Here is a 388-nt window from a genome sequence, read left to right on the forward strand (position 1 = left end):
GTGCTTGGTGGTTCAAGGGATTATAATAAGTGATAGAAATTGATTTCAAAGAAAAATATTACCCGCTAGTGTTAGTGCTCTTTGTGGCTGGTTATATGGGTGCGATCTTTCTTAATATTTATTTTGATTGGTTAGCAATGCTTACAGCCGGAATAATTAGTTTAGTCATGCTATATGGTTTTTCTAACTTAAAACTGTTTTTTCAGCCGTTACCCTCGCCAAAGTGGCGCATAGTAGTTAAGTATGTGCTTTTATTGCTTGTTCTGGAAGTCACTGCGATTGTGGTTATAGCTATCATTAATTCGCATGCTTTATTGTCATTTCACAATACAACATTGACAACTAGTTCAACTGGGCGAGATTATCCTTTAATTGAAAGAGTATGGAT

Annotated in this window: 1 pseudogene; it reads left to right on the forward strand. The window is 35.6% G+C overall.

The window, feature by feature from the left end:
• Positions 1 to 29: 29 nt before the first annotated feature.
• Positions 30 to 388: pseudogene (locus tag C1I92_RS35200) on the forward strand (bacteriocin immunity protein); the annotation flags it as partial.

Origin of the sequence: Jiangella anatolica, from assembly GCF_003236295.1 — a bacterium.
In the GTDB taxonomy this organism is placed as follows: Bacteria; Actinomycetota; Actinomycetes; order Jiangellales; family Jiangellaceae; genus Jiangella; species Jiangella anatolica.